The organism is Dactylosporangium sp. NPDC006015 (assembly GCF_040614215.1).
GTDB classification, from domain to species: Bacteria; Actinomycetota; Actinomycetes; order Mycobacteriales; family Micromonosporaceae; genus Dactylosporangium; species Dactylosporangium maewongense.
Window position 1 is genome coordinate 305,528 of the sequence record NZ_JBEXUD010000004.1, and the last position, 20,891, is coordinate 326,418.

The 20,891-nt window shown below is 73.0% G+C and carries 20 protein-coding genes; 7 read left to right on the plus strand and 13 right to left on the minus strand.

Going from position 1 to position 20,891, the window contains the following annotated elements:
* The 3 genes from ABZ321_RS09920 to ABZ321_RS09930 all read right to left on the minus strand — a co-directional run.
* The coding region (locus ABZ321_RS09920) for a hypothetical protein (RefSeq protein WP_354890668.1) at positions 1–2,242 on the minus strand (2,242 nt) is incomplete at its 3' end.
* Positions 2,243–2,357: 115 nt separating this feature from the next.
* Complete coding sequence (locus ABZ321_RS09925) at positions 2,358–4,460, minus strand: 3-hydroxyacyl-CoA dehydrogenase NAD-binding domain-containing protein (RefSeq protein WP_354890670.1); 2,103 nt, start codon at positions 4,458–4,460, stop codon at positions 2,358–2,360.
* Positions 4,461–4,474: 14 nt separating this feature from the next.
* Positions 4,475–5,686: an acetyl-CoA C-acetyltransferase gene (locus tag ABZ321_RS09930; protein WP_344504879.1), complete on the minus strand. Its 1,212-nt coding sequence runs from the start codon at positions 5,684–5,686 to the stop codon at positions 4,475–4,477.
* Between the two features lie 72 nt (positions 5,687–5,758).
* Here ABZ321_RS09930 and ABZ321_RS09935 point away from each other — a divergent pair, with 72 nt between their 5' ends.
* Positions 5,759–6,376: a hypothetical protein gene (locus tag ABZ321_RS09935; RefSeq protein WP_354890672.1), complete on the plus strand. Its 618-nt coding sequence runs from the start codon at positions 5,759–5,761 to the stop codon at positions 6,374–6,376.
* Here the strand turns inward: ABZ321_RS09935 and ABZ321_RS09940 are convergent.
* Positions 6,364–7,464 carry a CaiB/BaiF CoA-transferase family protein gene (locus ABZ321_RS09940; RefSeq protein WP_354890674.1) on the minus strand — a complete coding sequence of 367 codons (1,101 nt, stop codon included), beginning with the start codon at positions 7,462–7,464 and terminating at the stop codon, positions 6,364–6,366. The genes ABZ321_RS09935 and ABZ321_RS09940 overlap by 13 nt on opposite strands.
* Positions 7,465–7,524: 60 nt before the next feature.
* On the opposite strand from ABZ321_RS09940, the gene ABZ321_RS09945 reads away from it, so the two are divergent.
* A complete protein-coding gene (locus ABZ321_RS09945) occupies positions 7,525–8,685 on the plus strand; it encodes a serine hydrolase domain-containing protein (protein ID WP_354890676.1) in 1,161 nt (386 codons plus the stop codon).
* A 12-nt stretch (positions 8,686–8,697) separates the two neighbouring features.
* On the opposite strand, the gene ABZ321_RS09950 is transcribed toward ABZ321_RS09945, so the two are convergent.
* Positions 8,698–9,237: a helix-turn-helix domain-containing protein gene (locus ABZ321_RS09950; protein WP_354890678.1), complete on the minus strand. Its 540-nt coding sequence runs from the start codon at positions 9,235–9,237 to the stop codon at positions 8,698–8,700.
* 69 nt (positions 9,238–9,306) lie between these two features.
* On the opposite strand from ABZ321_RS09950, the gene ABZ321_RS09955 reads away from it, so the two are divergent.
* Positions 9,307–9,744 (plus strand): nuclear transport factor 2 family protein, encoded by a 438-nt coding sequence (locus ABZ321_RS09955; RefSeq protein ID WP_354890680.1) that lies wholly within the window; start codon positions 9,307–9,309, stop codon positions 9,742–9,744.
* Between the two features lie 64 nt (positions 9,745–9,808).
* On the opposite strand, the gene ABZ321_RS09960 is transcribed toward ABZ321_RS09955, so the two are convergent.
* Positions 9,809–10,300: a nuclear transport factor 2 family protein gene (locus ABZ321_RS09960; protein WP_354890682.1), complete on the minus strand. Its 492-nt coding sequence runs from the start codon at positions 10,298–10,300 to the stop codon at positions 9,809–9,811.
* 106 nt (positions 10,301–10,406) lie between these two features.
* Between ABZ321_RS09960 and ABZ321_RS09965 the strand changes: the two genes are divergently transcribed.
* Entirely contained in the window at positions 10,407–10,964 is a 558-nt protein-coding gene (locus ABZ321_RS09965; protein ID WP_354890684.1) for a hypothetical protein, read from the plus strand.
* 35 nt (positions 10,965–10,999) lie between these two features.
* Here the strand turns inward: ABZ321_RS09965 and ABZ321_RS09970 are convergent, their stop codons facing one another.
* Genes ABZ321_RS09970 through ABZ321_RS09980 form a run of 3 tightly spaced genes read right to left on the minus strand, consistent with a single transcriptional unit; the run spans position 11,000 to position 14,080 of the window.
* The gene (locus ABZ321_RS09970) at positions 11,000–11,518 is read right to left on the minus strand and encodes a DUF6882 domain-containing protein (RefSeq protein ID WP_354890686.1); all 519 of its coding nucleotides are present in this window, start codon (positions 11,516–11,518) and stop codon (positions 11,000–11,002) included.
* A gap of 48 nt (positions 11,519–11,566) precedes the next feature.
* A complete protein-coding gene (locus ABZ321_RS09975) occupies positions 11,567–12,502 on the minus strand; it encodes a 2-dehydropantoate 2-reductase (RefSeq protein WP_354890688.1) in 936 nt (311 codons plus the stop codon).
* 54 nt (positions 12,503–12,556) lie between these two features.
* The gene (locus ABZ321_RS09980) at positions 12,557–14,080 is read right to left on the minus strand and encodes a sodium:proton antiporter (RefSeq protein WP_354890690.1); all 1,524 of its coding nucleotides are present in this window, start codon (positions 14,078–14,080) and stop codon (positions 12,557–12,559) included.
* Between the two features lie 58 nt (positions 14,081–14,138).
* On the opposite strand from ABZ321_RS09980, the gene ABZ321_RS09985 reads away from it, so the two are divergent.
* Positions 14,139–14,732: a TetR/AcrR family transcriptional regulator gene (locus tag ABZ321_RS09985; RefSeq protein ID WP_344504890.1), complete on the plus strand. Its 594-nt coding sequence runs from the start codon at positions 14,139–14,141 to the stop codon at positions 14,730–14,732.
* On the opposite strand, the gene ABZ321_RS09990 is transcribed toward ABZ321_RS09985, so the two are convergent.
* The gene (locus tag ABZ321_RS09990; protein WP_354890692.1) at positions 14,724–15,683 is read right to left on the minus strand and encodes a hypothetical protein; all 960 of its coding nucleotides are present in this window, start codon (positions 15,681–15,683) and stop codon (positions 14,724–14,726) included. The genes ABZ321_RS09985 and ABZ321_RS09990 overlap by 9 nt on opposite strands.
* 78 nt (positions 15,684–15,761) lie before the next feature.
* On the opposite strand from ABZ321_RS09990, the gene ABZ321_RS09995 reads away from it, so the two are divergent.
* Together ABZ321_RS09995 and ABZ321_RS10000 are read left to right on the plus strand one after the other, a co-directional pair.
* Positions 15,762–16,652, plus strand: a complete 891-nt coding sequence (locus ABZ321_RS09995) for an aminoglycoside phosphotransferase family protein (protein WP_354890694.1) — start codon at positions 15,762–15,764, stop codon at positions 16,650–16,652.
* Positions 16,649–17,536, plus strand: coding sequence for a hypothetical protein (locus ABZ321_RS10000; protein ID WP_354890696.1), 888 nt, complete (start codon positions 16,649–16,651; stop codon positions 17,534–17,536). The genes ABZ321_RS09995 and ABZ321_RS10000 overlap by 4 nt, the downstream gene beginning before the upstream one ends.
* Before the next feature lie 79 nt (positions 17,537–17,615).
* On the opposite strand, the gene ABZ321_RS10005 is transcribed toward ABZ321_RS10000, so the two are convergent.
* From ABZ321_RS10005 to ABZ321_RS10015, 3 genes are read right to left on the minus strand one after another with little or no spacing between them, the layout of a single operon-like run.
* Positions 17,616–17,948 (minus strand): Rieske (2Fe-2S) protein, encoded by a 333-nt coding sequence (locus ABZ321_RS10005; RefSeq protein ID WP_354890698.1) that lies wholly within the window; start codon positions 17,946–17,948, stop codon positions 17,616–17,618.
* Complete coding sequence (gene nirB, locus ABZ321_RS10010; RefSeq protein WP_354890700.1) at positions 17,945–20,395, minus strand: nitrite reductase large subunit NirB; 2,451 nt, start codon at positions 20,393–20,395, stop codon at positions 17,945–17,947. The genes ABZ321_RS10005 and nirB overlap by 4 nt, the downstream gene beginning before the upstream one ends.
* Positions 20,395–20,742, minus strand: a complete 348-nt coding sequence (locus tag ABZ321_RS10015) for a molybdopterin oxidoreductase (RefSeq protein WP_354890702.1) — start codon at positions 20,740–20,742, stop codon at positions 20,395–20,397. The genes nirB and ABZ321_RS10015 overlap by 1 nt, the downstream gene beginning before the upstream one ends.
* Between the last annotated feature and the right edge of the window lie 149 nt (positions 20,743–20,891).

The following is a 20,891-nucleotide window of genomic DNA, read 5'->3' on the forward strand; positions in this document are numbered from 1 at the left end:
CAGGTGCGCTGCCAGGTGCGCTGCCAGGTGCGCTGCCAGGTGCGCTGCCAGGTGCGCTGCCAGGTGCGCTGCCAGGTGCGCTGCCAGGTGCGCTGCCCGTCACGGCGCCATCCGTGGTGAGACCTGGTGCGCTGCCACGTGTGCTGCCGGGTGCGGCGCTATCCGTGGTGTCGTCTGGTGCGTTGTCAGGTGTGCTGCCTGGTGCGGCGCTATCCGTGGTGTCGTCCGGCGTGTTGTCAGGTGCGTTGTCAGGTGTGCTGCCCGCCGCGGTGTTCCGGACGGAGCCGGTGACGGTGCAGACGTCCGGGGTGCTGCTGGACACCGAGACCGGCAGGTATGACGTTGCGGACGGCGCTACTGTCAGCGGGCCGTCGAGCACGGACCGGGTGTCAGGCTGCGGGAACGTGATGCTCTGCGCGCCACGGGCGACGGTGAACGTGTGGGTCACCGGCGGGGCGGCGGCATGGGTGGCGTCGCCGTGCTGGGTTGCCGTCACCGTGCATCTGCCCGGGGTGCGGAGCGTGACGGCGGTGCCGGCGATGGTGCACACCTGTGGCGTATTGCTGGTAATGGTGACCGGCAATCGGGACGTCGCGGTCGCGGACACGTGGACGGTTTCGTCGGTGAGGGGTGTGGTGGGCGGGGCGGGGAACGTGATCGTCTGCGCGTCGCCGGTGACCGTGAAGGTGGCGTCGACGGCGGGTGCCGGGTCCCAGCGGCCGTCGCCGGGTTGGCCGGCGCGTACCGCGCACGCGCCGGGGACGCGAAGGGCCGCGACGGCGCCGGCGACGGTGCAGACGGCAGGGGTCGACGCGGTGTAGGTGACGGGCAGCCCGGACGATGCGGTCGCCCGCAGCGTGACGGTCGCACCGGCCGCGGTCATGGGTGGCGGCGGGAACGTGATCGTCTGGGTGCCCTTGACGACGGGGAAACTGATCTCGACGGCCGCTGCGGCCGACCAGTCCCCGGTGGCACCCCGGGTGGCGCGCAGCACGCAGGTGCCGACGGTGTGCAGCGTGACGATCGTCCCGCCGGCAGCGCCGCCTGCGGAAGTGCCGCCGGTGGAGGTCCCGGTGGAAGAGTTCCCCGCGGAGGTGCCGCCGCTGGAAGAACCGCTGGTGGAAGCCCCGGCGGCAGGTGCGTCGGCGGCAGTGCCGGGAGCGGATGAGTCACCGACGGACGCATCTTCAGACGAAGAGCCGGCGGAGGAGGAAGGTCCTGGGGAAGAGGCGCCCGCGACGGTGCACACGGCCAGGTTCGCGCTGGTGACGGTGACCGGCAGGCCCGACGACGCCGACGGTGTGACCGTCACCGTGCCGGCAGGCAGTGGCGCCGGGCCCGGCGTGGGGAACTCGATCGTCTGAACGCCCCGGCCGACGGTGAACCGCCGCTCGACCCGGGGTGCGGGCGCGTACCTGCCGTTGCCGGGCTGCGCAGCCCGCAGCACACAGGTGCCGGCGCCGACCAGCGTCACCCGGCGGGCCGACACGGTGCACACCGTGCGGTCGCGGCTGGTGACGGTCACCGTGAGCCCGGACGTCGCGGTGGCGTCGATGTGGACGGTGCCGGTCGTCATCGCCGTGTCGGCGGGGCGGGAAAACCGGATTGTCTGCGCCAGTTTTCCGATAATGAACGAGTCGTCGGCGCGGGGCGCCGGGGCGTACTCGTCGTTGCCGGGCTGGGTGGCGCGCACGGTGCAGGTGCCGCCGGCGACAAGGGTGACGGTGCCGCCCTTGACCTTGCACGTGCGGGGCGTCGCGGTCCGGTAGATGACGGCGAGCCCCGACGACGCGGTCGCCGACACGCGGACCGTCCCAGCGGTGACCGAGACGTCCGGGGTCGGGGTCCACGTGATCTTCTGGGCGCGGCCGAGGACGGCGAAGGACGAGCTCGACGGTTCCGCGGCGGCAAAGGAGGCGTTGCCGGCCTGGGTGGCGCGGATCGTGCAGCGGCCCTGCCGGTGCAGGGTGACGACGTCGCCGTCGGCGGTGCACACATCGCCGCTGGTGCTGGTGTAGGAGACGGGCAGCCCGGACGAGGCGACCGCCGCGACGGAGACGGTGCCGGTGGTCAGCGGTGTGTCCGCGGTGTCCGTCCAGGTGATGTGCTGCTGCGCGAGCTCAGCGGCGGCCGCCGAACCCGGCACCGCGAGGGTCCCGCCGATCGCGGCCAGTACCGACGCCGCCAACGCCGACAGAGTCCGTGCCGGGCCTCGTCGCAGCAGCACCCCGAACGCCGCCATCGCGGTCTCCCCCGTCCGTCCCCCGGTTGGAGGGCGACGACAGGCCCGCCGCCCCGCAACCGAAGACCGTAACGTAGAGTGACCATGCGACTACGTAGAATCGAGAGGACTGCTCCTAGACGAACTGCGAGCCCTCCTCCGCCTTGCGCAGCAGCAGCGCCGGCGGTTCGAAGCGGGCGCCGTAGCGGGCGGCGAGCTCGCGGCTGCGGGCGACGAACCCGGGCAGCCCGCCCGAATACTGGTTGATGTATTGCAGGACGCCGCCGGTCCAGCCGGGGAACCCGATGCCGAGGATCGAGCCGACGTTGGCGTCCGCGACGCTGGTGAGCACGCCCTCGTCGAGGCACTTCACCGACTCGAGCGCCTCGGCGAACAGCATCCGCTCCTGCATGTCGATGAACGGCATCTCAGCGGAGGCGGACGCGAAGTGCTCGCGCAGGCCCGGCCACAGCCGGTCGCGCTTGCCGTCGACGTACTCGTAGAAGCCCGCCCCGCCGGAGCGCCCCGGCCGGCCGAACTCGTCGATCATCCGGTCGATGAGCGCGTCGGCGGGCGTCGGGGTCCACGCGTCGCCGTACGCGAGCCGGATCTTCCGCGGCAGCGTCAGGGTCAGCTCGTCCATCAGCGCGAGCACCGCCGCCGGGTAGCCGGCCTGCAGGCTCGCCTGCTCGATCGACGGCGCCGCCACGCCCTCCGCGAGCATGAGCAGCCCTTCACCGGTGAACGTGCCGATGACCCGGCTGGTGAAGAACCCGCGGCTGTCGTTGACGACGATCGGCGTCTTCTTCAGCTGCCGGACGACACCCAGCGCCCGGTCGACAGCGGCAGCCGACGTGCCGGCGCCGCGGATCACCTCGACGAGCGGCATCTTGTCCACGGGCGAGAAGAAGTGCAGCCCGACGAAGTCCTCGCGCCGCGTCACCCCCTCCGCGAGCGCGGAGATCGGCAGTGTCGAGGTGTTGGAGCACAGCAGCGCGTCCGGCGCCACGACGTCCTGGACCTCCGCGAACACCTTGTGCTTCAGCGCCGGGTCCTCGAACACCGCCTCGATCACCAGGTCACACCCGGCCAGGTCCGCCGGGTCCGCCGTCGGCGTGATCCGGCCGAGGATCTCCTCAGCCGGCAGGAACGGCTTCTTCGCCAGGACCCGGACCGAATACTCCTTGCCGCGGGCGGCGGCCTCGACGGTGACGTCCTTCAGCAGCACCTGCATGCCGGCCTTCGCGCACACGTACGCGATCGCCGCGCCCATCATCCCCGCACCGAGCACGGCGACCTTGCCGAACGGCGCCGCGGAGGCGCCACGGGAGTTCGCCTGCTGCATGTCGAAGAAGAACGCCTTGATCATGTTCTTGGCGATCTGCCCGGTGGCGAGCTCCGTGAAGTACCGGCCCTCGATGGCGAACGCGGTGGCGAGGTCGACCTGGGCGCCTTCGACGGCGGCGGCGAGGATGTTGCGCGGCGCCGGGTAGGGGGCGCCCTTGAGCTCCTTGCGCAGCGTCGCCGGGAACGCGGGCAGGTTCGCCGCGAACGACGCCTGCGCCGGGGTGCCGCCGGGGATGCGGTAGCCCTTCACGTCGTACGGCTGGACCGCGCCGGGGTTCGCGACGATCCACGCCTTGGCCCGGGAGAGCAGCTCGTCGCGGGGTGCGACCTCGTGCACCAGGCCGTGTTCGAGGGCGGCGGAAGGCCGGTGCCGCTGCCCGCGGAGCAGGACGGTGAGCAGCGCCTGCGCGATGCCGAGCAGCCGCACGGTGCGCACGACCCCACCGGCGCCGGGCAGTAGCCCGAGCGTCACCTCGGGGAAGCCGATCTCGATGCGGGCGTCGTCGGCGACGATGCGGTGGTGGCAGGCGAGCGCGATCTCCAGGCCGCCGCCGAGCGCGGAGCCGTTGATCGCGGCGGCGACCGGCCGGCCGAGCGTTTCGAGGCGGCGCAGGAGACCCTTGAGGTGCATGGAGGAGGCGTACACGTCGGCGGCCTGGTCGGGGCCGAGGCTGCCGAGGCGTTGCAGGTCGCCGCCGGCGAAGAACGTCTTCTTCGCCGACGTGATGACGACGCCGGTGATGGTGTCCTTCTCGGCGGTCAGCCGGTCGACGGTCGTGCCGAGGTCGGCGGCGAACGCGTCGTTCATCGTGTTGGCGGAGTGCGCCGGGTCGTCGAGGGTGAGGACCACGACGCCGTCGTCCCCACGGTCCCAGCGGATCGTGTCGGTCATGTGCTGCGCGCCCTTCAGATTCGCTCGACGATGGTGGCGATGCCCATGCCGCCGCCGATGCACAGCGTGGCCAGGCCGTACCGCAGGCTGCGGCGTTCGAGCTCGTCGACGAGCGTGCCGAGCAGCATGCCGCCGGTCGCGCCGAGCGGGTGACCCATCGCGATGGCGCCACCGTTGACGTTGACCTTCTCCAGGTCGAAGTCCATGTCCTTGGCGAAGCGCAGTACAACCGCTGCGAACGCCTCGTTCATCTCCACGAGGTCGATGTCGGCGGCGGTCAGGCCCGCCTTCGCGAGGGCCTTGCGGGTCGCGGGCGCGGGGCCGGTGAGCATGATGGTCGGGTCGGCGCCGCTGACCGCGGCGGCGACGATCCTCGCCCGCGGGGTGAGTCCGGCCCGCGCCCCGGCGGCCTCGCTGCCGACCATGACGAGCGACGCGCCGTCGACGATGCCGGAGGAGTTGCCGGCGGTGTGCACGTGCTCGATCCGCTCGACCCAGTGGTACCGCTGCAACGCCACCGCGTCGAAGCCGCCCATCTCACCGATCATCGCGAACGACGCCGGCAGCTGCCCGAGTCCTTCGAGGGTGGAGGCGCGCAGGTGCTCGTCCCGGTCGAGGACGACGAGGCCGTTGCGGTCCCGGACGGGCACGACGGACCGGTTGAAGTACCCGCCGGCCCACGCCTTCGCCGCGCGGGTCTGCGACTCCAGGGCGTACGCGTCGACGTCCTCGCGACTGAAGCCCTCGATCGTGGCGATCAGGTCGGCGCCGATGCCCTGCGGCACGAACCGCGTCTCGTAGTTCGTCTCCGGGTCCATCGCCCAGGCGCCGCCGTCGGAGCCCATCGGCACCCGCGACATCGACTCGACGCCGCCGGCGAGGACGAGGTCCTCCCAGCCGGAGCGGACCTTCTGCGCGGCGACGTTCACGGCTTCCAGCCCCGACGCGCAGAACCGGTTCAGCTGCACGCCGGCGACGGTGTCCGGCAGGCCGGCGGCGATCGCGGCGGTCTTGGCGATGTCGGACCCCTGGTCCGCGATCGGGGAGACGACGCCGAGGACGACGTCGTCGATGTCGGCCGGGTCGAGCCCGGGATACCGGCGGCGCAGCTCGTCGATCAGCCCGACGACCAGTGACACGGGCTTCACCCCGTGCAGCGAGCCGTTCTGTTTGCCACGCCCGCGCGGGGTGCGGACAGCGTCGTAAACGAAAGCCTCAGTGCTCACCTACCCGAGAGTAACTTGCCCTCGACCGGCACGGTACCCCGCCGTCTCGCATCGTCCTGCGAGAATGTCCACATGGGCCGTAGGACCGCTGTCGTCATGCTCGGCGTCGCCGCCGGAGCCGTCGTGGTCACGGTCGCCGCGGCGGTGGCCGCGCACGCCAGGTACGTCGCGTTCGAGCCGCTCGCGGACCCGTTCCTGGTGGGGTTCGTCGCCGCGATGGTGGCGATCGTCGCGGTGCTCGGGCTCATGCCGGAGAGCACCCGGCGGCTGCTCATCCAGACGGGCATCGGCCTGCTCGGTCTCGCCGTCGGCGCCGCCGGGCTCGTGTCCGTCGCCGCGGAGGAGTACGACCCGCACGCGCCCGCGGTCGTCGCGTCGGGCCCGGACGTGCGGGTCGTCGCGTGGGAGCAGGACGTGATCGTGCGGCAGGAGCGGACGCTGCGGCTGCGGTCGCGTGACGGGCTGCTCAGCCGCGACGGCACCTCGACCGTCGCCTGCTTCGTGCACGATCCGTACGCCGGGCACGGGCTGGACGCGTGGACGTTCGCCTCCGCCGCGGTCGTCGGGAACAGCCTCGTCGCGAAGACCGTCGACGGGCAGGAGTGGCGGGTCGAGTTCGACCCGGCGACGCTGCGGCCGACGACCCCGGTCATCGACCGCTGCACCGGGGCGCCCGGCTACTCGTCCTGAAGGCCCCAGTCCTTCAAGACCTCCGCGGTGTGCTGGCCGGGCAGCGGCGGCGGGCCGGTCAGGGTCGCGGGGGTGGTGGAGAACCGGGGCTGCGGCACCGGCTGCACGACGCCGAGGTGGTCGGCGAACGTGCCCCGCGCCCGCAGGTGCGGGTCCTGCGGCGCCTCGTGCAGCGACAGTACGGGGGTGACGCAGCCGTCGCCGTCGTGGAACAGCGCGGACCACTCGGCGCGGGTCTTCGTCAGGAACGCCGCGGCGAGCCGCTCCCGCAGCACCGGCCACTGCGCGACGTCCAGCTGGTCCGGCAGATCCGTCAGGCCGAGGGTGGCGACGAGCGTGGCATAGAACTGCGGCTCGAACGCGCCCACCGCCACGTGACGGCCGTCGGCGGTCTCGTACACGTCGTAGAACGGCGCCCCCGTGTCGATCATGTTGACGCCGCGGCGGTCCTGCCACAGGCCGACGGCCAGCATGCTGTGCAGCATCGTGGTGATGTGCGCGGCGCCGTCGGTGATCGCCGCGTCGACGACCTGCCCCCGGCCGGTCCGCTCCGCGTCCCGCAGCGCGGCGAGGACGCCGACGACGAGGTACATCGCGCCGGCGCCGAAGTCGCCGAGGAGGTTCACCGGCACCTGCGGCGGCCCACCGGCCCGGCCGATCGCGTGCAGCGCCCCCGACAGCGCCAGGTACGTGATGTCGTGCCCGGCCGTCGTGGCCCGCGGCCCGTCCTGCCCCCAGCCGGTCATCCGCCCGTACACGAGCGCCGGGTTCACGGCGTGGACCTGCTCCGGCCCGACACCGAGCCGCTCCGCGACCCCCGGCCGCCAGCCTTCGACCAGTACATGAGCCCGCTGCGCCAACGCGAGCACGGTCGCGACCCCGTCGGGGTCCTTCAGGTCGACGGCGACGGACCGCTTGCCCCGGTTGAGCAGGTTGGTCGCCGCCGGCGGCGCGATCGGCGAGCCCGACCCGACCCGGTCGACCCGCACCACGTCCGCGCCGAGATCCGCCAGCATCATCCCCGCGAACGGCCCCGGCCCGATCCCGGCCAGCTCGACCACCCGCACACCCCGCAACGGTCCACTCATGACACGTATCTTGCACGCCGCCCCGCTCTCGAAGCGCCGCCGGCGTGTAGCGTGCGGTGCGTGACCGCCAGACTGCGAGCGCTCCTGCAGCACGAGGTCGACACCGGGTTCGTGCCGGGCATGGTGGCGCTCGTCGCGCGTCGGGGGGAGGTCCACGTCGAAGCCGTGGGCAGCCTCGCGTTCGACGGTGCCGGCGCCGGTACGCCGATGGCCGCCGACACGATCTGCCGCATGGGGTCCACGTCGAAACCGGTCGTCGCGGCGTGCGCGATGACGCTCGTCGACGACGGCACCCTCGGCCTCGACGAACCGGTCGACAAGCTGCTGCCGGAGCTGGCGGACATGACCGTCCTCGCCGATCCCGCCGGACCCCTCGACGACGTCGTCGCGGCGGACCGGCCGATCACGCTGCGGCATCTGCTCACGTACACGCTGGGCACCGGCATGGTCCCCGCCGAGCCGGGCACGGTGCCGATCGCCGACGCCCTCGCCGCGGTCGGTGAGCTGCCTCCGGACGCGTGGCTGCGCCGGCTCGGCGCGCTGCCGCTGCCGCACCAGCCGGGTGAGCGGTGGATGTACGACACGGCCGCCAACGTGACCGGGGTCCTCATCGCCCGCGCGACCGGCAGGACCTTCGGGGAGGCGCTCCGCGAACGGATCTGCGACCCGCTCGGGATGCGCGACACCGGCTTCGTCGTCGAGCCGGGCAGCCTCGACCGGCTCGCCACCGCGTACGAACGCGACAACGACACCAACGGCGCACCAATCGTCGAGGACCGCCCCGACGGGCGGTGGAGCCGGCCGCAGGTGTTCGAGAGCGGCGGCGGCGGGCTCGTCTCCACCACCCTCGACTACCTCACGTTCGCCTCGATGCTGCGCGGCGGCGGCACCCTCAACGGCGAGCGGGTGCTGTCGGAGGCGTCGGTGGCGCTGATGACGACCGATCACCTGACGCCGCACCAGAAGGCGACCTCCGGGTTCCGGCCCGGGTACTTCGACGACATGGGCTGGGGGTTCGGGATGGCGGTCGTGACCCGCCGCACCCGGCCCGGCCCGTCGCCCGGCAGCTACGGCTGGCCCGGCTTCTACGGCACCGTCTGGTACACCGACCCCGCCGAGGACACGACGACCGTCGTCATGATGCAGCGCGCCCACTCCGGCGATCAGCGGCTCCCGCTGTGGGTCGGGCTGTGGGCGGCGGCCTACGACGCGACCGGCTGACCGCGCCGCCGATCAGTGCGGCGGGCGCAGGCCGGCGGCGACAACGGCGAGGAGCCGTCCTGCGCGGCCCGGGTCGTCGCTGTCGCGCATACCGGTGAAAAGCCCCTTCAGCAGCGCGAACAGGTCTTCGACGGTGATGTGGGCGCGGACCGCTCCGGCCGCCTGCGCCCGGCGCAGCAGGACCCCGACCGCCTCGTGCAGCTCCGCGACGACCGGGCCGGGGACGGTCATCGCCTCGGACGCGTCCCGCTTGGCGGCGCCCTCACCCCCGAGCCGGGACAGCATCGCGAAGAACGCCGCGCCGGCGTCGGGGTCGCCCGCCCGGTCGCGCGCCTCGGCGACGAGCCCGGCGACCCGGTCGGCGATAACCGCCTGGAACAGCGCCTCCTTGGTCGGGAAGTGCCGGTAGACGGTGCCGGGGCCGACGCCGGCGCGGGCGGCGATCTCGTCGAGGGGCACCGCGAACCCGGCCTCGGCGAACGCGTCGCGGGCCGCGAGCAGGATGCGGTCGCGGTTGCGCCGGGCGTCGGCGCGCAGGGGTTGCTCAGCCATTGCTAACCGGGGCCACCGTTCCGTATCGTCTAACCGGGGTCATCGTTCCGATTCTAGGTGGAGGCAGACATGGTGAGAACGCCACGCGAGGTGGCCGAGGAGGTCCGGCGAATGGTCGCGGGTGAGGGCGGGCCCTTCGCCGACCTGTTCGCCGCCGACGGCGTCCTGGAGTACCCGTTCGCGCTGCCAGGCCAGCCCCGCGAGCTGCGGGGTCGCGACGCGATCCGCGCGTACCACGGCGGCGCCGCGGCGTCCCGCGGCCTGTTCGAGATGGACGGCGTCGACGCGGTCGTGCACGAGACCACCGACCCGGAAGTCGTCGTCGCGCAGATCGAGCACCACGGGCGGTCCGCGGTGACCGGCGGGCCGTACCGGTTCCGCGCCCTCGGTGTCATGCGCGTCCGGGCCGGCGAGATCGTGTTGTACCAGGACTACATGGACCCGATCGCCACCGCCCGCCTCCTCGGCCGGTCCGCCGACCTCGCCGCCGCCCTCACCAGCAGTTAGTACCGTGGAGCCCGGTTTGACGATGCCGACGTCGAGCTCGTCCTCGGCTGGCTCCGGGGCTTGGCTACCCGTTGAAGATCGCGGCGGGGTCGCCGGTGTACCAGACGTTCGCGATCCGCATCCGGTGCACGACCCAGCGGCCGCCGTCGCGGACCAGCTCCACGTCGTAGAGGTTCTTCAGCAGCGCGAACGTCCCGTGGTCGGCGCTCAGCAGGTGCTGCGCCTCGACGATGGCGGTGAGGTCGGCCCGGTCGCCGTCGATCCGCACGCGCGGGTTGGTGACGGTGTGGGTGGTGTCGACCCGCCCGGCAAACAGGGCAAGGATCTGCCCGACGATCGCGTCCCGGCCGGTCATGAGCGGCACGTCGGCGCCCCAGCGGGCCGCCGCCGGGCGGAAGTCCAGCTCGGCGTCCGCGGCGAACGCCGACGCGAACAGATCGCGGTCCTTGAGGTCCTGGCCGAGCCCGAACCGGTACAACGCGTCGACGATCTCGGTGCGGTCCCGCAGCGCTTCGACGCCGGTCGCGGCCAGGGCCTGGATGTCAGTCACATACATGCAGTCCACGCTGCCCTCCGCCCCGCGCGTGATCAACGCCGAACTCCGCCACGACCGTGAAGCCCAGCTTGACGATCATGGGTGGCCGTCGTGTACAACTCCGTCCGTGATCGAGCGGACGACGACCGAGGCCAGGGCAGCCCTGCAGCGCATGGCGCTGCTGGCGGCGTCGGAGGGCCGGCGCGAGATGACGCCGCAGGACCTCGCTGCGGCGCTCGCCGGATCTCCGGGCAACACCGTTGGCCTGTGGCCGCCCGCCCAGGCTGACGCCGGAGCGTCGGCCGCGACCGGCGTGGCGTTCGACCGGGCGGCGAAGCTGGTCATGGAGCAGGCGTTTCACGTCGCGGCGCAGGAGCGGGCCGGGCACGTCGGCACCGAGCACCTGCTCGCCGCCCTGGTGCGCACCGGCCCGCCGGAGGTCGTGGCCTGGCTCGACGCCCGCGGCGCCACCACCGACGCCGTCGACGCGCTGCTGGCAGGGCTCGCCGGCGGGCCGGGCGTCGAGCGGCTCACGGCCGAGCCGTCACGGGCGGACGAGCGCCGGTGGCGGCGGGCCACCGCGCACGCCCGCGGCGAGACGCGGATGCTGCCTGCCCTGATCGTGCCCGTCCTCCTCCTCACCACCGCGATCGTGGTGTTCGCCTGCTGCCTCTGGGGCCCGTGACGCCGCTCATCGGGTTCACGGTGCGGTGGCGCGGGTCAGGACACGTCGACGGTGAAGGTCGAGGTGGTGCCGTCGGCGGCGGTCAGCGTGACCGGGCCGAACGTGATGACCGGCACCGACGCGGTCCCGGAGGCGCGGTAGAAGCCGGTCGCCTTCGTGACCCGGACGGCGACCGCGACGAGGGTCGCTGCGCCCTCCTCGTCGACGTCGACGCGGGCCTGCGTGAACGCGGGCAGTCCCCGCTCGGCGCCCCAGTCGCGGACCTGGGCGGCGGCCACGGACAGTTCCGGCAGGATGCTTCCGTTGCCCCACGCCCACACCCACGACGACGTAGAGGCGTTGAAGCTGCCCAGGATCTGTGCCGGCGCGGACGCGGTCTTGTCCGGAAACGTCCAGGTGATGACGCCGGTGCGCTGGTCGAGGCCCCACCGGTCGGCGGTGCCGAGGCCCCACGTGACGTGTGCCTGCGCCAGCTGCTCGATCATGTCCTCGCCCTGCAACGCGAGGAGCGCCACGTCGTCGGTACCGGCGCGGCGGCGGTTGAAGATCCCCATGACGGACGAGTCTGCCCCGATGCGGTCAGCGGCGGTCGACGTCGTGTGTCACGGCCGCGCAACGGCTCGCAGGTCGGCGACGAGACGGGCGGTGACCGGGGTCGCGACACCGTGGCCGGCGGCGGCGCGCAGCACGGCGCCGCCGATCGCGTCGAGCTCCGTCGGCCGGCCGGCCTCCGCGTCGCGGAGCATCGAGGACTTCATGCCGGGCTGGAGGCGGTCGAACATCGCCCTGATCCCGGCCGGGTCGACGGGTGCTCCGGCGGCGGCCGCGACGGCGGCGACCTCGTCGATGACCGCGTGCAGGTCCGCGCGCCGGTCGGCGAGCACGGTGCCGGCCGGCGCGGAGGCGTGCGTGGTGAGCAGCGCGAGCGGGGCGAGGAACGCGAGCTTGCCCCACAGCAGCGCCGTCTCGTCGTCGCGGACGGTCACGTCGAACCCGGCGTGCCGGAGCTCGGCGGCGAGCGCGTCGAGGCGGCCGCGGGGCGTCGCGTGCCCGGCGACGTCGATGCCGGAGAACGGGCTGGTGTGCGCGATCCGCCCGGGTGCGGTCCTGGTCGACTCGACCCGGATCGCGCCGGCGAGGACCTGCCCGGCCGGGTACCGCTGCCGCAGCACGGCCAGGTGCTCGACGCCGTTGAGCAGCGGCAGGATCAGGGCGTCGCCGAGGCCGCCGGCGGGCAGCGCGTCGAGGGCGGCGGTGAGCGCGGTGGCCTTGACGGCCAGCACGCACAGGTCGACCGGCCCGGTCAGCCGGGTGCCGGCGGTGGCGGGCACGTGGAACGACCCGAACTGCGCGCTGTCGACGGTGACACCGCCGGCGTTGAGCGCGTCCGCGGTGCCGGGCGTCGCGACGTACCGCACCGGGTTTCCGGCCCGGGTGAGCACCGCGCCCAGCAGGCCGCCGACGCCGCCGGGTCCGACGACCGCGACCCTCCACCGTGCGCCGCCAGCCGGGACGTCATCCGGATTCGTGTCGATCATCCGCCCATCATCCGCCTGCCGGCCGGGGTCGCCGTCAACGGGCGCGCTGATCCGTCACTGGGTGTCGTGGGCGGCCTGGCGGAGGTCGACGTCGTGGATGAGGCTGCGGGCGGTGGCGTCGTCGAGCTCCTCCTTGTAGACGGCGGTGGCGAGGGCTTCGCGCTGGGCGTCGAAGTCGGGGCCGGCGGCCTCGATGACGGCGACGCCGCGGGCGTGCAGGTCGGCGTCGCGGGCGTGTTCGGCGGCGGTGTCGATGCGCAGCCGGCGGACCAGCAGCGGGATCGTCATGCCCTGGATGAGCAGGGTGCCGAGGGTGACGAGCAGCGCGATCGCCTGGATCTCGTCGCGGCCGGGGAACGGGGTGCCGTCGTGGAGGCGTTCGGGGACGGCGGCCGCGGCGGCGAGGGTGAGGATGCCGCGCATGCCGGTCCAGCCGACGATGAGCGCCTCCTTCGGGGTGGGTTCGCCGAGGACCTCGCGGGTGCGGCCGCGGCGGGCGCGCCACTGGCGGCGGCGTTCGAAGTGTTCCTGGGCGCGGGGGTCGGTGGCGACGCGGTGCTCGACGCCGCGGCGGCGCAGCCCCCACCACGCGAACGAGCCGGAGACGAACCCGAGCCGGAAGAGAATTACCGTTACCAGCAATACGGCGGCGGTGACGACGGTGCGCAGCAGCGTGTCCGACGAGGCGAGGCTCTGCACGACGAACTTCAGCTGGAGTCCGATGTACGCGAAGACGAACGTCTCGAGCAGGAAGTCGACGACGGGCCAGACGGTCGCCTCCTGCAGCCGGGAACGGTAGGCGCCCGGGTACTGGTGGCGCTTGTCGAGGGCGGTGTTCACCGACACGGAGAACGCGGCGACGACGACGGCGAGGATGCCGGAGGCGTGGACCTGTTCGGCGAGCAGGAACGCGGTGAACGGCAGCAGCAGCGACACCGACGTCTCCAGGACCGGGTCGTGCAGGCGTTTGCGCAGCCACAGGGTCGCGACGGCGAGGGCCGCGCCGACCGCCATGCCGGTGACGGTGTTGTACAGGAACAGCACGAACCCGTTGTCGAACAGGGTGTGCCCGGCGCCGGTCGCGGCGACGGCGAGGCTGAACAGGGTCAGGGCGGTCGCGTCGTTGACGAGGCTCTCGCCGGTGAGGATCGCGGTGACGCGGCGGGGCAGGCCGAGCGCCTCGCCGTGGGTGACGGTGGTGATGGTGTCCGGTGGGGCGAGGACGGCGCCGAGGACCATCGCGGCGGGCAGACCGATCGCGGGCAGCAGCAGCGACCCGGCGTACCCGGCGACGCCGGTGGTGAGCACGACGAGCGTGACGCCGAGGGTGAAGATCGGCCGGAAGTTCGCGGAGAAGCTGGAGGCGGACGCGCCCCTGGTCGCGGAGTAGAGCAGGGGCGGCACGACGACGGCGAGGATGAGCTCACTGTCCAGCTGCAGCCGCGGTACGCCGGGGATGAACGACGCCGCCGCGGCGAGGATGACGACGACGAGGCCGGGCTGGGCGCCGCGCCGGTGCGCGACGGCCGCGACGGTGATCCCGCCGAAGATGATCAGGAGCAGCTGCACACCGTTCACAAAGGATCACGATAGGACACCCTTGACGGAGTGAGTACTCACTCCGCAGGATGGAGGCATGACCGAACCCCGGAAACGCTCCTCGCCGATGACTCCCGACGACCGCCGCGCGATGATCGTCGCCGCCGCGCTGCCCCTCGTCGTCGAGCACGGATCCAGCGTCACCACCGCCCAGGTCGCCCGCGCCGCCGGCATCGGCGAGGGCACGATCTTCCGCGTGTTCGCCGACAAGGACGCCCTGCTCGCCGCCTGCATGGCCGAGGCCCTCCGGCACGACGACACCCTCGCCCACGTCCGCGCCATCGACCTCGACCAGCCGCTCGCCGACCGGCTCATCGAGGCGGTCGAGACACTCCGGGCGTACATGAGCCGCATGGGCGCGGTCGCCGGCGCCGTCCGGCACCTCACCACCGGCCGCCTCGACCCGACCGCCGCCCCGGTCCGCGACCGGCGGCGCGACTCGATGACCGCGACCGTCGACGCCCTCGCGGTCCTCTTCGAACCCGAACAGGACCGGCTGCGCCGCGACCCCGAATACCTCGCCCGCATGTTCCAGCACCTCGTCATGGCCGGCGGCGACCCCGCCGACATCGTCGAGGTGTTCCTGCACGGCGCGGTCCGCGACGAGCCGTCCCCCGTACCGTCAGGCTGAAAGCTGGTCGCGCTTGACCGTCCCGGCCCGCTCCACCAGCAGGAACAGGGCGACGACACTGATCAGGGCGCCGGCGACGCAGGTGAGGAACGTGGCGGTCGCGTACCCGGCGAAGGTCTGCCCGTGCGCCGTCCACCGCTGCCCGGCGAGGATCGTCGGCATGCTCAGGAACCCCCCGGCGACCATCCCGCCGGCCCCGAGCCACGTCGCGACCAGCGGCACCGCGAACCGCCGCCGCGGCCCCCACCGGTGCACCATGACCAGCAGGCCGATCGCCGCGCACAGGAACTGCGCCGCCGTCACCGTGTCCTGCAGCCGCAGCCACGCGTCGCGACCGACGCCCGAGCGGAGCCCGGCCGTGCCGCCGAGCACCCACGACAACCGCAGGACCGCGAGCCCGGCCGCGATGACCGCCGCGACCCACGCCAGCGGCACCTGCGCCGCGTGCGTCAACCCGCGTGGCGCCTGCCCGACGCTCCCGGCGACGACCGGCCTGAACCGGTCCCGGGCGTACAGCAGCAACGCGACCGCCAGGGCGACACCGAGGACGACGAAGCTGCCGTACACGATGACGAACGTCCACGGCCGCAGCGTCGGGTCACCGTCCGGCGGGGGCGGCGGCTCCCACCAACCGGCGGCCTTCAACGCCGCGGCCGCCGGCATCAGCACCACGAACGGCGCGAGCAGGCCCGCCCCGACCCACATCGGCACCGCGACCAGCCACACCGGCACCCGCATCCCCCAGGGCCGGATCGCGGCGAGCGCCACCCCGACCCCGGCGACCGCGAGCCCGCCCGTGACGAGGTTGTCCACGGCCCACTCGCCGCGGGTCAGGTTCCCGAGGTCCTTGACCCCGAACGTGCCGCCGGCGACCCAGCTGCCTTTCAACGCGACGTACACGCCTGCCGCACCGACCGCCGTCCATCCCGCTACCGTCCGCCCCCGTTGCATGCCGACAGTCTCACCATCGGTGACTGTGACTTCCCTGAGGCCAGCTGAGCGGTGTCTCAGCCGCTACTGTCATCCCACATGACCCACGCCACGACCGAGATCACCGCGGACCTGGTCCTGGACCTGGTCCGCGACCAGCACCCGGACCTCGCCGACCGCCCGGTGCGGCTCGGCGCCCGCGGCTGGGACAACCAGCTGTGGCGGCTCGGCGACGACCTCGCCGTCCGGCTGCCGTGGGCGACCGGGTCCGCGGACGACCTGCTCCGCAAGGAGCACACCTGGCTGCCGTCGCTCGCCCCGCGCCTGCCGCTGCCGGTGCCCGTCCCGCAGCGGCTCGGCGAGCCGTCGTCGCTGTTCCCGCGCCCGTGGCTGATCACCACGTGGGTGCCGGGCACACCGGCCGACCTGGCGCCCGTCACCGGTTCGGCGCCGGTGCTGGCGGAGTTCCTGACGGCGCTGCACCAGCCGGCGCCGCCCGACGCACCCGCCGGCCGGGACCGCGGCGGCCCGCTCGCCGAACGCGCGCCCGGGTTCGCGAGGGGACTCGCGTACGTCACCGAGCAGGGACTTGTCGACAATCCGGAAGCCGTACAGGCGGTGTGGGACGACGCCGTCGCGGCACCGGACTGGTCGGGCCCGCCGGTGTGGCTGCACGCCGACCTGCATCCGGCGAACGTCCTCACCGAAGGCGGCGCCCTCTGCGGCGTCGTCGACTTCGGCGACCTGTGCGCCGGCGACCCCGCGTACGACCTCGCCGCCGCCTGGCTGCTGCTGCCCGACGGCGCCGCCGACCGCTGCCTCGACGCCTACCGGCCCGACGCCGCGACCCTGCGCCGCGCCCGCGGCTGCGCTGTCCTGCGCGTCCTGTCCGGCATCATCATCGGCGACAACGGCGTCCACGGCCGTCCCGGCGGCAAACCCACCTGGGGCCCGCCCGCGTACGCCGCCCTGCGCCGCCTCACCGCATGAGCGACCTCATCCCCGACCTGATCGCCACCGACCCGGCCCGCCGACACCAGTGGCTCCTGGCCCGCCGTTCCGCCGATGTCCCGCCGGTGTACCGATGGCTGTCGCTGATCGAGTCGGCCGTCGCCGACGTCCACTTCGACCAGCTGGGGCTGCCCCGGAACCGGCCACGCGCCGACGTCGCCCTGGCCGCGGCGGTGATCAGCTGGGCCCTCGAGGACGGTTACCCGGTCGAGTTCGCGGTCCGGGAGCTCGTGCACCTGCGGTCCCTCGCACCCGCGACTGCATTGCCGGCAATCCTGCACCCGGACGAGGTGGCCCGGCGGGCACTCGACGCCTTCGGGTTCAGCAGAGCCGACGCGGTCGCCGCCGCCGCGCGCCTGCGTGCCCTGCCGGTCACCGACGACGACTTCATTCAGCCGGGTGAGTCTGCGTCGGAGATGAGCCGGCGGTTCGAGGAGCTGTGCGGTACCGACGACTATCGCGACCATCACCAGCTCGTCGCCATCGAGAGGATGCTCGGCGACCTGCGCCCGATCGTCTCCGACATCACCGACACCACCCTCGCCGCGGAGGTCGCCGCGTGGCTGGACGTGCTGCCCGACCTCGACCTCACCCCGGATGCCGTCCGCGTCGCAGACCAGCTCCTCGACGAGCTCGTCGCCCTGCTGGACGCCGGCCGGCCCACCGGCGACCTGGTGGATCGGCTGCGGACCCCGGCGGCCGTGTACCAGCAGTCCCGCCTGGTCGAACTGCTCACCCGCTACACCGCCGCAGGCGACACCACCGCCCGCGACCAGATCGCCCACGTCCTGACCGCGTGCGGCCCGGCCGCTCTTCCGGCGGTGCCGCACGCACTCGACACGGGCAACGACGACCGACAATGACACGTCCGGCTGCGACTCCGTCGGTGCCCGAGCCGGACAACCCGGCTCGGGCACCGGTGTGTTCAGGGGCGACCCGGCGTCACACGGTGAGGATCAGGGTGCCGTCGTCCTCGTGGATGGCGTACACCCGCAGCGGGGGCTGGCCGTTGGTGGAGCAGCCCGTCGCCAGGTCGTACACGTGCTGATGCAGCGGGCAGATGACGACCTTCGCGTCGATGAGGCCGTCGGCGAGGGGACCGCCGGCGTGGGGGCAGACGGCGGACACGGCCCGCAGGCCGCCGCGCCGTAGCCGGAACACCGCGACCTGGTGGCCGTCGACGGCGTACGCGCGGCCCTCACCGACCGGGATGTCCGTGACCGGTCCGAGGCGGTAGCTGGTGGCGGCCGTTTCGGGATCGGCGGTCGCGGTCATCGGACCGGAACCTGGGGCAGCGCGACCAGCGGCAGCGACGTGCGGAACTGGCCGGGGACGGCCGGGTCGAGGTCGTCCTTCCACGGGTCGCGGTACGCGGCCACGGCCGCCTCCATCCGTTCGTCGAGGCCGGCGCCGATCCCTTCGCTGTCCTCGACGATCAGCGCGCGCAGACGGTCGATGCCCAGCCGCGGGACGAACGCGTAGGTGCGTTCGAGCCAGTTCGCATTTTCGCGGTAGTACTGCAGGAAACGGCCCGTCAGCCGCATCACCTCGGCGGGGGTGCCGACGGTGGCGAGGAGGTCGCCCTTGCGGATGTGGGCGCCGGCGGCGCCGCCGACGTAGATCTCCCAGCGGCCGCCGTCGATCGCGACGACGCCGAGGTCCTTCACGTACGCCTCGGCGCAGTTGCGGGGGCAGCCGGTGACGGCGAGCTTCATCTTGCCGGGGCTCTCCAGGCCCTGGAAGCGGGACTCGATCGCGATGCCGAGCGCGGTGGAGTCGCCGAGGCCGAACCGGCAGTAGTCGGACCCGACGCACGTCTTCACGGTGCGCATGCTCTTGCCGTACGCGTACCCGGACGGCATGTCGAGGTCGGCCCACACCTTCGGCAGGTCCTCCTTGCGGATGCCGAGCAGGTCGATGCGCTGCCCGCCGGTGAGCTTGACCAGCGGCACCGCGTACTTGTCGGCGACGTCGGCGATGCGGCGCAGCTGGTCCGGGGTGGTGACGCCGCCCTTCATCTGCGGCACGACGGAGAACGTGCCGTCGCGCTGGATGTTGGCGTGGACGCGGTCGTTGATGAACCTGGCGTCGCGTTCGTCGACGTAGTCGTCGCCCCACAGCATCCGCAGCAGCGACACGAGCCCCATCTTGCTCTTCGCGTCCTCCTCGCCGCCGGCGAGCGCGTCGAACACGGCGGAGACGCTGCGCAGGTTCTGCGCGCGGATCGCCGCGACGAGGTCCGGTTTCCGCATCGGTACGCCCGGCACGTACCAGTCGGCGGACGGGTCCTGCTCGGCGGCGCCACCCGCGGCCCAGTCGACGATCTGCGCCACCAGCGACTTGCAGGAGCCGCAGCCCTTCCCGGCCCTGGTGCGTTCCATGACCCCGGACAGCGTCTTCGTGGCCTGTACCGCCTCGGTGATCGCATTCTTGGTGACGCCGTTGCAGTTGCACACCTGCGCGTCGCCGGCCAGCTCCGCGGCGCTTTCCGAGGCGGTGGGCCCGCCGAGGTCGAACAGCAGCCGGACCCGTTCCTCCGGCAGCGGCAGCCCCCGCTCGTACGCCTGCATCAGGAACCCGACCTTCGACACGTCGCCGAGGAGGGTGGCGCCGACGAGCCGGTCGTCGCGGATGATGACGCTCTTGTACACGCCGCGGCCCGGCTCGGCGAACACCACGAACTCGTCGCCGGGCGCCGGCGTGCTGATCCCCATCGCGGCGACGTCGACGCCGGCGACCTTCAGCTTCGTCGCGGTCCGCGACCCGTGGTAGGCGGCGTGCACGTCGCGCCCGGTCACGTGGTCGGCGAGGACCCGCGCCTGCTCCCACAGCGGCGCCACCAGGCCGTACGTCTCGCCGCGGTGCTGCACGCACTCCCCCACCGCGTAGATGTCGGGTTCGTCGAGGCAGCGCAGCTGGTCGTCCACGACGATGCCACGCTCGACGGTCAGGCCGCTGACCTCGGCGAGGGTCGTGTCGGGGCGGATGCCGGCGGCGACGACGACCATGTCGCACGGGATCACCCGGCCGCCGGAGAGCCGGACACCCTGCACCTTCTCCTTGCCTTCGACCGCTTCGGTACGGGCGGTGAGCTCGACGGTGATGCCGAGCCGCTCGACGCCTGCCCGCAGGATCGCGCCGCCCTGCGCGTCCAGCTGCGCGTTCATCAGGTGCCCGGCGGCGTGCACGAGCGTCACCGCGACCCCGTGCGCCTGCAGGCCGCGGGCGGCCTCCAGGCCGAGCAGCCCGCCGCCGATGACGACGGCGCGTTCGTGGTCCCGCGCGTACCGGATCATGCCGCGGGTGTCGTCGATCGTCCGGAACGTGAAGACACCCTGGTGGTAGCCGCGTTTCGGGTGGTGCATGTTGTCGATCGGCGGGATGAACGGCCGGCTGCCCGTGGCGATGATCAGCTTGTCGTAGCGCAGCTCGTCGCCGTTGTCGTCGAGGACTACCTTCGCGAACCGGTCGATGCGTTCGACCCGTACGCCGGCGCGCAGGTCGATGCCGTTCGCCTCGTACCACGGCAGGCTGTTGAGGAAGATGCCGTCCTCGTCCTCCGCGCCGGACAGCACGTTCGACAGCATGATCCGGTTGTAGTTGCCGTACGGCTCCGCCCCGTACATCGTGATCGTGAACCGGTCCCGCCCGCCGCGCTCCAGGATCTCCTCCACCGCCCGCGCGCCGGCCATCCCGTTGCCGATGACGACGAGTCGCTGCATCAGACCTCCACGAGCCCGAGGTCCACGACGATCGCCCCGCTGACGCCTTCCGGGGCGCCGACGAGCAGCTCCACGACCGTCCCGGCGTCGAGGTCCTCGACGACCCGCAGCGGCACGTGCACGTCGCTCTTCGCCCCGATCGGGAAGTACCGCATCGGCGTGCCGTCCCTGGTCAGCACCACGTACACCAGCTCGTCGGTGGTGTTGCCGCCGCGGAAGTACACCGTCTGCGTCACCACCCCGACCGGCACGGTGTAGCTGAGCGCCGTGTCGACCGCCACCGGCGCGTCGATCCCTTTCCCGACGAACGGGTACACACCCTGCAGAAACCGTGGCGTCGACCGCACCTGACCCGTCCTCTCCACCGACCCGCACCGGACTTCCCGCGATCGTGTCCGCCGGCCGTTACACCCCCATACCGCTGTTGTTTCGCGCCGTCGCCGCCTTCCTCTTCGACCCGCACCGCAGGCTGTGAGCCGTTTTTGCGTTGCGGCGG